Source organism: Glycocaulis sp., assembly GCF_052168375.1.
Lineage (GTDB): Bacteria > Pseudomonadota > Alphaproteobacteria > Caulobacterales > Maricaulaceae > Glycocaulis.
The window spans coordinates 1-8,014 of sequence record NZ_JBQLZR010000165.1 but is presented as its reverse complement, the minus strand read 5'-3'; the positions used below and the strand labels follow the sequence as shown (position 1 = coordinate 8,014).

8 protein-coding genes are annotated in these 8,014 nt (G+C 59.2%); 2 read left to right on the top strand and 6 right to left on the bottom strand.

The window, feature by feature from the left end; translation table 11 throughout:
• Positions 1–23: 23 nt before the first annotated feature.
• From ACTS2Z_RS06565 to ACTS2Z_RS06555, 3 genes are read right to left on the bottom strand one after another with little or no spacing between them, the layout of a single operon-like run.
• On the bottom strand, positions 24–416 hold the full coding sequence (locus ACTS2Z_RS06565; protein WP_442572419.1) for a hypothetical protein: 393 nt from the start codon (positions 414–416) through the stop codon (positions 24–26).
• Between the two features lie 21 nt (positions 417–437).
• The gene (locus ACTS2Z_RS06560; protein ID WP_442572418.1) at positions 438–668 is read right to left on the bottom strand and encodes a response regulator; all 231 of its coding nucleotides are present in this window, start codon (positions 666–668) and stop codon (positions 438–440) included.
• Complete coding sequence (locus tag ACTS2Z_RS06555) at positions 572–4,027, bottom strand: PAS domain S-box protein (protein WP_442572417.1); 3,456 nt, start codon at positions 4,025–4,027, stop codon at positions 572–574. Before ACTS2Z_RS06555 ends, ACTS2Z_RS06560 begins: the two co-directional genes overlap by 97 nt.
• A gap of 705 nt (positions 4,028–4,732) precedes the next feature.
• On the opposite strand from ACTS2Z_RS06555, the gene ACTS2Z_RS06550 reads away from it, so the two are divergent.
• Both ACTS2Z_RS06550 and ACTS2Z_RS06545 read left to right on the top strand, forming a co-directional pair.
• Positions 4,733–5,149: a hypothetical protein gene (locus ACTS2Z_RS06550; RefSeq protein ID WP_442572416.1), complete on the top strand. Its 417-nt coding sequence runs from the start codon at positions 4,733–4,735 to the stop codon at positions 5,147–5,149.
• Between the two features lie 2 nt (positions 5,150–5,151).
• On the top strand, positions 5,152–5,658 hold the full coding sequence (locus ACTS2Z_RS06545) for a relaxase/mobilization nuclease domain-containing protein (protein ID WP_442572415.1): 507 nt from the start codon (positions 5,152–5,154) through the stop codon (positions 5,656–5,658).
• 114 nt (positions 5,659–5,772) lie between these two features.
• Here ACTS2Z_RS06545 and ACTS2Z_RS06540 read toward each other — a convergent pair whose 3' ends face one another.
• The 3 genes from ACTS2Z_RS06540 to ACTS2Z_RS06530 form a co-directional block, all read right to left on the bottom strand.
• Positions 5,773–6,309, bottom strand: coding sequence for a hypothetical protein (locus ACTS2Z_RS06540; RefSeq protein ID WP_442572414.1), 537 nt, complete (start codon positions 6,307–6,309; stop codon positions 5,773–5,775).
• Positions 6,310–6,382: 73 nt separating this feature from the next.
• The gene (locus ACTS2Z_RS06535; RefSeq protein WP_442572413.1) at positions 6,383–6,682 is read right to left on the bottom strand and encodes a hypothetical protein; all 300 of its coding nucleotides are present in this window, start codon (positions 6,680–6,682) and stop codon (positions 6,383–6,385) included.
• Between the two features lie 294 nt (positions 6,683–6,976).
• The coding region (locus ACTS2Z_RS06530) for an AAA family ATPase (protein WP_442572412.1) at positions 6,977–8,014 on the bottom strand (1,038 nt) is incomplete at its 5' end.

Here is an 8,014-nt window from a genome sequence, read left to right as displayed (position 1 = left end):
GCGACGAAGCTGGCCCTGCCTGCCTAGTTCGGCAGGTGCCGTTCGATCAGCGAACGCAGGTCTTCGGGCGTCATCAGGTCCAGCTTGGCGAACGGCCCTGCCACATTGGGATAGGCCGACAGGTCAACCCGCTCGAACGTATGCGCGGTGATCAGGAGGATCGCAGCGTCGCGCGCAGCCGGCACGATGAGCGGCAGCGTCTCGTCGAAGCTGGCATAGGGCGGAAGACGGCGGTCCAGGAAGACAAGTTCAAAATCGGACTTGCGGCTTTCGTCGATGAACTCGCTGACCGTTGCAAAGCTCGAGACATCAGCGGCTTCAAATACCTCATCCATAAGTATCGAAAGAATCTCGGTCTCGACCGGATCGTCATCAATGATCGCAACCCGCAGTGAACCGCCCGATTCTTCGCCCATCGCGTATCCTTCCGCCCCGACTTACCCGGTATCCGTTTTTCCGATCAGTTTCGACAATGCGCTGGCCAATGCTTCAAGATCAACCGGTTTGGAGAGATATTCGTTAGCGCCCGCTTTCAGACATTCATCGCGGTCCTGCGGCGCGGCATGCGCCGTCAGCGCCAGAATGGGAACCTTGCCGCGCGCTGTTTCGCTCGCACGTATCGCCCGGATCGCATCAAGACCCGACATGACCGGCATTGATACATCCATGATGATGGCGGAAAAATCCTGACCCAAAGCCTGCTCGACCGCATCGCGGCCATTGAGACACACACCAGGTGCGGCGCGCCAAGTTCGCGCAGGAACATATCTATCGTATCGCGGTTGACCGGATTGTCCTCTGCGAGCAGGACCGGCTTCGTATCCGCGGGCAAACGGAATGCTTCCAGTTCGGAGGGCAATTCCTCGTCTTCTGCTTCAGCCGTTACCAGCGGCAGGATCACCGTGAAGCGCGACCCTTCGCCGAGGCGGGTTTCCAGCGTAATCGTGCCCCCCATCAGGCCAGCAAACTCCTTGGCGAGGGCAAGTCCGAGCCCTGCCCCGTCATGGCGGCGGGCATAGGTGGCATCGACCTGACGGAAGCGGTCGAAGATGTAGCGTGCCTGTTCCTGGCTGATGCCAGTTCCGGTATCGGTGACGGCAAACCGGATTTTTCGGCCGCCCACCGCCCGCACATGCAGGCCGACCGAGCCGGCTTCGGTGAATTTCACCGCATTGCCCAGAAGATTGATCAGCACCTGCGTCAGGCGTCGGCGGTCAGCCACGATATGGCGCGGCACACGGGTATCGATCTCAAGATCGAGCGCCAGCGACTTGTTCTGGGCTGTCCCTGTAACTGCAGACAGTGCCTGCTCGCACAGGCTGGATACCGCAACCGGTTCAGGCTCCAGCTGCATCAGACCCGCCTCGATCTTCGAGAGGTCCAGAATATCGTTGATGATCCCCAGAAGCGCCTTGCCGGAAGACTGGACCGTCTCGATCATGCGGGTCTGGCGGGCATCGAGCCCGGTTCGAGCCAGAAGCTGCGACATGCCCAGCACACCGTTCAGCGGCGTGCGGATCTCGTGGCTCATATTGGCGAGGAATTCCGATTTGAGACGGTTGGCCTGCTCAGCCTCATCGCGGGCGGCAAGCAGTTCGGCTTCGGCCCGCTTGCGCTCGGTGATATCACGCTCGACCGACAGCCAGTGGGTCAGCTTGCCCGATGCATCGGCAATGGGCACGACATCGATATCCATCCACCGGCCTTCACCGGACGCGGTGTAGTGCATGATCTCTGAGCGGACAGGCTGCCATTGCGCGATAGCCGCAACCACGCGCGCAACTGTGTCCGGATCGGTCTCAGGCCCGTGCAGCATCCGCGTCGACTTGCCGATGACCGATTGCGCGTCATGGCCAAAAACCTGCTCGAACGCCGCGTTGACATAGACGATGCGCGGGCCTTCCTCGGAGATCACGCCCTCGGTGATGATCACCACATCGTTCGCGTTTTCGACGGCGGCCTGAAGCAGATAGATCTGCTCGCGCGAGCGGCGCTCTTCCGTCACGTCCTGGAAATAGACGGCAAGGTCTTCCGCGCCGGGATGGGCCTTGACCTCGAACCAGGCATTGAAAGGCTCGTACCAGAAGGATGTCTCGGCCCGCTCGCGGGTGGCGCGCGCCTTCTTGAAACACGGCTCCAGCGCATCGCGCACGCTTTGCGGGAATACGTCCCAGATATAGCGCCCGAGCATGTAGTTGCGCGGCGTACGCAGCGCCTTTTCCGCTTCCTCGTTCACGAACCGGAAGCGCAAGCCCTTGTCGAGCAGGTAGAACGCATCGCTCATCGTGTTGAGCGTGTTTTGCAGCCGATCGGCCAGTTCCGCGCTTCGGACACGCGCCGCCATCAGTTCGGAAATGTCCTGAAAGGCACCGTGAATGGCGATGATTTTTCCGCTGCTGTCGCGTTGAGGCTCGCCAATGGAGCGAACATCAATGATGCGCCCCTTTGCCGTTCGCAGCCGCAATACATCATCGTAAGGCACGCCTTTCTCGACGCAGTCGCGAACCTTGGCCTGAATGCGCGGAAGGTCCTCGGGCAGATAATACCCGACGGCCTCTTCCAGCGAGACATCGCGCGGACCGGAAAGGTCGTGAATGGCGGCTGTTTCTTCCGACCAGTACACTTGGGCCAGTTCCAGATCATAGCGCCAGTAACCGGTCCGCGCGACGCGGCCAGCCAGGCGAAGCTGGGCATGTGCCTCGGTCAGCCGGGCATCGGTCTCGATCTGACCGGTTATGTCCTGGACCACCCCTGTCATGGTCTGCTGGCCGGGCGGACCGGTCAGTTCCCCGACACCGCGCACATGGATGATCCGCTTGTCGGAGGGCCGTACGATCCTGTGCCAGAAATCAAACACTGACCGGCCTGAGCCTGTGAACTCTGCAAACCGTGCCTGCGCCCCTTCCCGGTCCTCAGGGTGCACCAGACTCATGTACAGCTCGTAATTTGGCCCCTCCGGATCGGGTTCCAGCCCGTACATGCGATAGGTGCTGTCAGACCAGCTCAGCTTCAAGGTCTGCATATCGAGCTGCCAGGTGCCGATGGCCAGCAGACGCTCGGCCGTACGCATATTGGTTTGTTGCAGATTCAGGCGCTCGGCTGCTTCGCGCAATTCGCGCGAATGGATCATCAGTTCCAGCTCCAGCGGCCCGTTTTCGAGGTCGGCCGCCAATTCATCCGGATCTCGCCCCTGCGAGAGGATCAGCTCGGTGACATCCTCTGTCCGGCAGATCAGGTAGCTGGTCTGGCCTTTCTGATTTTTGACTGCGGAGAAGACAGCCAGCCACCATCGTTCCTCGAAACCGCCCCCGTCTTCCGCGCGCCGCGCAATGGGGTAGCGTATGAGGGGCAGAGATTCTGCGATGCCCGTTTCACGTACCCGTTCCATCACGGCCAGCGCTGCAGCTGCGCCATCGGCAGATGGATCGTCGGGATCATCGGGAAAGACATCAAATAGCGGCCGCCCCATGATCTCGGACCGCCGGAGCCTTACAGCTTCGAGATACGCATCGCTGATCGCGACAATGGTGAAGTCGCGCGGCTCCAGCACCATGAACTTGCCCGGTGCAGACTCAAACAGGGACTGGAAATGAAAAGCGGCCGCCTCGGCCTCGTTTCGCAGTGCCTCTTCACGCCGCAATGACTGTTCGCGTTCCCGTTCGAAATTCACCGCTGCCGTGACATCGCGCATAACGGCGACTTCGCACGCCTTCCCTTCGAAGGTCAGCGTGTGGGAGGTCACTTCGGCGAAGATGATCTCGCCTGACTTTGACAGCATTTTCCAGACACCGGCCTGATCAAGGCCTTCGGTGACAGCCTCCACGTTGGAGGCCAGCCGTTCCAGCTCTTCTGGCGTATGCAGGTCGTCAAGGCGCAGACTGAGCGCGGTCAGTTCCTCCGGCGAATAGCCATAGCGGATCGTGAAGGTCTGGTTCACTGCCAGAATGCGCCGAGTCTCGAGCTCATAGATGAGCATCGGATCGGGATGATTCTCGAAGAAGATGTCGCGGGCGAGCCCAGTGTGCATCAGCCGCTGCTCCGCAATGGCGCAAGGCTCCGCGCGGGCGGGCTTACAGGGGCAGCAAGATGCAGGCGAACCCGGATTCTGCTCATGGGCGAAGCGTGAAACGACACACGCCCGATGGCAAGTCCTGAGAAGCCAGGCCGCATCGCGATATTGCGAGAAAAGTCGCGGGCGGGCTTTGCCCTGACAGGCTGCTTTGCAGCCTGAGAGCGCGACCGCGCGAGGTTATTTAGTGATGCTCAGCCCATCCGGGCTTCGCGCCTCGCAAAGGCTCGGGCGGCCTTTGGCCTGGCAGCCCGCAAGGCGGGCTGAAAGCGCAAGGTCTTTGCCTACGCAACGCATCCGCGTTGCAATGTTCCGCGAAAAGTCGCGGGCAGGCTTTGCCCTCTCGGCGCGCAGCGCCGCTAGCGCGACCGCGCGAGGTTTTTTAGTGATGCTCAGCCCATCCGGGCTTCGCGCCTCGCATAAGCTCGGGCGGCCCTTCGGCCTGGCAGCCCGCGAAGCGGGCTGAGAGCGCGAACGCGCGCCCGCGACTTTTCGCGGAACATCGCAGCCCGGATGGGCTGCGGAAACCAGAATGGTGCGGGGCGAAAGACCCGTCTCGAACCAACTTCTCGAATTACTAGCGGAATGGAACAAGGAGCTTGAGGCGCTTGATGCGCCTGAGCTGAAGGCTCCTAAACGCCAGAGAACTCCGGGGATCGAACCATGACCCCGAACATCTCAACGGCTTTCGACCAGCGTGCACAAAACGACATTGCTTCAAGCGAGGTCGCACAACCCGTTTGCATCCGGCTTACAGCCACCGAGAAAGCAAAGTTGCGCCAGTGGGCGGGACGGCGAACGCTCAGCGCCTACGTTCGTGATCGCCTCTTTGGTGACGCCGCCTCACCCCGGCGCAAACAGCGCATTCCCCTACCCGACTATAAAGCCCTCGCATGCGTCCTGTCAGCGCTCGGACAATCGCGCTTGTCCCAGAACATGAACCAGATCGCCAAACTCGCCCATAACGGAGCGTTACCGCTCGATGATGCGCTGTGTGGCGACCTTGCCCAAGCCTGCGAAGATATAAGCGCGATGCGTAGCGCACTGGTCGCTGCGCTCAATGTTGCGCCGGAGGATTAGAAATGATCCTTGTGGGCAACCAGCGCGGCGGTGCGAAAGACCTAGCTCAGCACCTTTTAAAGCCCGAGAACGAGCATGTGAGCGTCCACGAGCTCAGAGGCTTCGCCGCCCAGTCGCTCGGCGGAGCGCTCAATGAGGCTTGTGCCCTCTCACGCGGCTCACAATGCCAGCAGTTTCTCTTTAGCCTATCGGTCAATCCGCCGCTCAAAGCGCGGGTTTCCACCGAGGAGTTTATCCGCGCGATAGACCGCGCGGAGAAGCAGCTCGGCCTCGATGGCCAGCCACGAGCGATTGTCTTCCATGAAAAGCTCGGGCGTCGTCATGCCCATGTGGTGTGGAGCCGGATTGATGCGGATTCGATGAAGGCCGTGCCGCTGCCGTTCACAAAGCGAAAGCTGATGGCGCTGACGCGCGAGCTATTCATTGAGCATGGCTGGCAAATGCCCAAGGGCTTAGCGGATCCTGCGCAGCGCGATCCGCGTAACTTCACGCTGGCCGAATGGCAGTAGGCGCGGCGATCCGGGAAAGACCCGCGAAAGACCAAAACCGCCATTCAGGATGCCTGGGCGATCTCCGATTCCAGAGCGGCCTTTATCGCCGCGCTGGAGGATCGTGGGTTTCGGCTAGCGCGCGGAGATCGGCGCGGCTTTGTGGTGCTGGATGCCGAGATGGAGGTTTATTCCGTTCCAACGACCTTGGGCGTTCGAACGAAAGCGGTTAAAGAACGGCTCAGTTCCCCTGCTGATCTCCCGAGCGTCGAGGACACCAAGGCAGATATTGCACGCGATATAGCTAAGACGCTGAGCCGCCTGAGTGGCGAGCTTAGTGAGCAAGACCGGGCGAAGCGGCAAGAGTTTGAGATGCGCCGGGCTGTACTGGTGAAGCGCCAGAACGCGCAGCGTGAGGCTCTGCGGCGCAAACAAGACGCGCGGCAGCTTGAAGAGACCAAGCGGCGTGCTGGACGGTTTCGCTCCGGGGTTTCGGGGCTTTGGGATCGGCTGCGGGGTGAACATAAGCGCATTCAGGTGGTCAATGAGCGCGAGGCTTACGCCTGCTCCCGGAGAGACCAGACAGAGCGAGATGCGCTCATTTTCTCGCACATAGAAGAGCGCCGGGCGCTTGATCTTTTCCGGCGGCGGATCAAAGCCGAGCTTCGGCAAGAGCGTCGGGAGTTGGAGCGAGATCGGCGGAGCTATGCGCCGGACCCTCAATGATGGCCGAACGAAGGGGGCGCTAGAATAGCTCGCCTTGCCGCCCGGCCTCTCTTTGCTCGATCCAGCCCGGTTCGCTGGCTTTCATATCCAGCCAGTGGGTGACTTCGGTTTTGAGGGTCTCTTGAAAGTCGCCTGTCGGGTCGATTGATCCGGCGGGGAAGAAACGAGAGCGATAGCCGGTGGGTGTGACCGGCAAAGGCGCTTTGACCGGTTTGATAGAGCGCAGCTCCAAGTGATCCCAATCGGCGAACTTTTCGGCCTGATAGCTCACCTCGATTTCTATGTCCTGCCAGAGCATTTCAAATACGATGCACGTCATTTTTCCTCCAAATTACATAGGGGTTGCATATGCAACCCTGCCCTTTGGCGAAAACGGGGTGTGCAAGGGTCAGCAGAAATCGATTGGGTTTTGGTGCGGGCGCACAAGCGAAGCCGGCTGAAAGGTGGCCAAGCGCGGAGCCTCGGCCCGATCTATTTTTGATGATCCGCGCCGAGGGGCTGGCCCCTAAGTTTCTTGCGTCAGGGATTGATGCCGAATGGCCGAGACAGCGTGCTGGCTCGGTTCACGAAAGCCCGGCCTGGCCGACGAAATAACGTGGACAGGCGACGTTTATCACGAAATCCCAATATTCAGGCGGCGCGCACGCTCAGAAAATGCGCGTTCGCCCCCCTCTAGGATGAGGCATACTTCTTCGCGGATTTGTGGATTTTCCAATCCGCCGGATAAGTAGCTGATTTCAGGAAGCTTATTTTCATGGAGTTCGCCGCGGGCAGCGATAATGACTTGATCAGCATCGGTGTTGACTACAAGGTTAGCGTTGTGAGTGACAATAATGATCTGTCTGCGTTGCTTTGCAGATTTAAACTGCGGAACCAGCTCTTCGTAAATTGACTTAGGATCAAGGTTCTCTTCTGGTTGATCTATAATAAGCGGCCTAAGGTCATCGGTATCTAGCGATAAATATAGAAGCAGTAATACAATCCCGCGTGTCCCGGGCGATAGCCTTTGAATGTCGACGCCCTCATACTTGATTCCATATTTCACAGAAACGTGGTCTATGCTTAACATCCATTCAGAAATCTGGTTCGCCCAAGTTAGGCGCGCATCTTTAGATGTTTGTGCATGCTCGGGAATGTGATTCCAAAACTCCTTCCGATACTTTTCGCGAAATTTTGAAATTGCTTTTGCGATCTCGTCAGGTGTGCCCGTTGACCAAATGGCTGCAAGCTCCTCGGAAACAATCGACTTGAGCGTGCCAATTCCACGGAACGCCCCTTTTTTTACCTTATCGATCAGCGCCTCGCCTGCTTCGGCCCAACTATCAATGTCCACATGGCGCATGACAGAAAACTGAAGCTTTGCGACGGTTCCACCTGCGGCCGACATACGATTCTGGAGAGGGCTATAAAGGTCTGTGAGAACAGCCGCCTCTTTATCAACCTGCTGCAGTATGCCTCTGAAAACGGCATCCCGCCTGGATATCAGTTCGGCGATTTTCGAATCAGCACCGGCAGCTGCGTCAATCTCTTTCTGACGTTTGGATATTGCAGTTTCAAGGCGGGCAATCCTTTGAGTGAGCGCATCATATTGCTTCCTCCTAAGTTGATCTAAGCCGATTTGAGCCTCAAGCCGCCTCTGCTCTTTGGCCAG

What these genes read in the sequence shown, in the direction of transcription:
- ACTS2Z_RS06545 (WP_442572415.1), top strand. Translation starts at nt 5,152, where the DNA reads ATGATCCTTGTGGGCAACCAGCGCGGCGGTGCGAAAGACCTAGCTCAG.
- ACTS2Z_RS06565 (WP_442572419.1), bottom strand. Translation starts at nt 416, where the DNA reads ATGGGCGAAGAATCGGGCGGTTCACTGCGGGTTGCGATCATTGATGAC.
- ACTS2Z_RS06535 (WP_442572413.1), bottom strand. Translation starts at nt 6,682, where the DNA reads ATGACGTGCATCGTATTTGAAATGCTCTGGCAGGACATAGAAATCGAG.
- ACTS2Z_RS06555 (WP_442572417.1), bottom strand. Translation starts at nt 4,027, where the DNA reads ATGCACACTGGGCTCGCCCGCGACATCTTCTTCGAGAATCATCCCGAT.
- ACTS2Z_RS06560 (WP_442572418.1), bottom strand. Translation starts at nt 668, where the DNA reads ATGGATGTATCAATGCCGGTCATGTCGGGTCTTGATGCGATCCGGGCG.
- ACTS2Z_RS06550 (WP_442572416.1), top strand. Translation starts at nt 4,733, where the DNA reads ATGACCCCGAACATCTCAACGGCTTTCGACCAGCGTGCACAAAACGAC.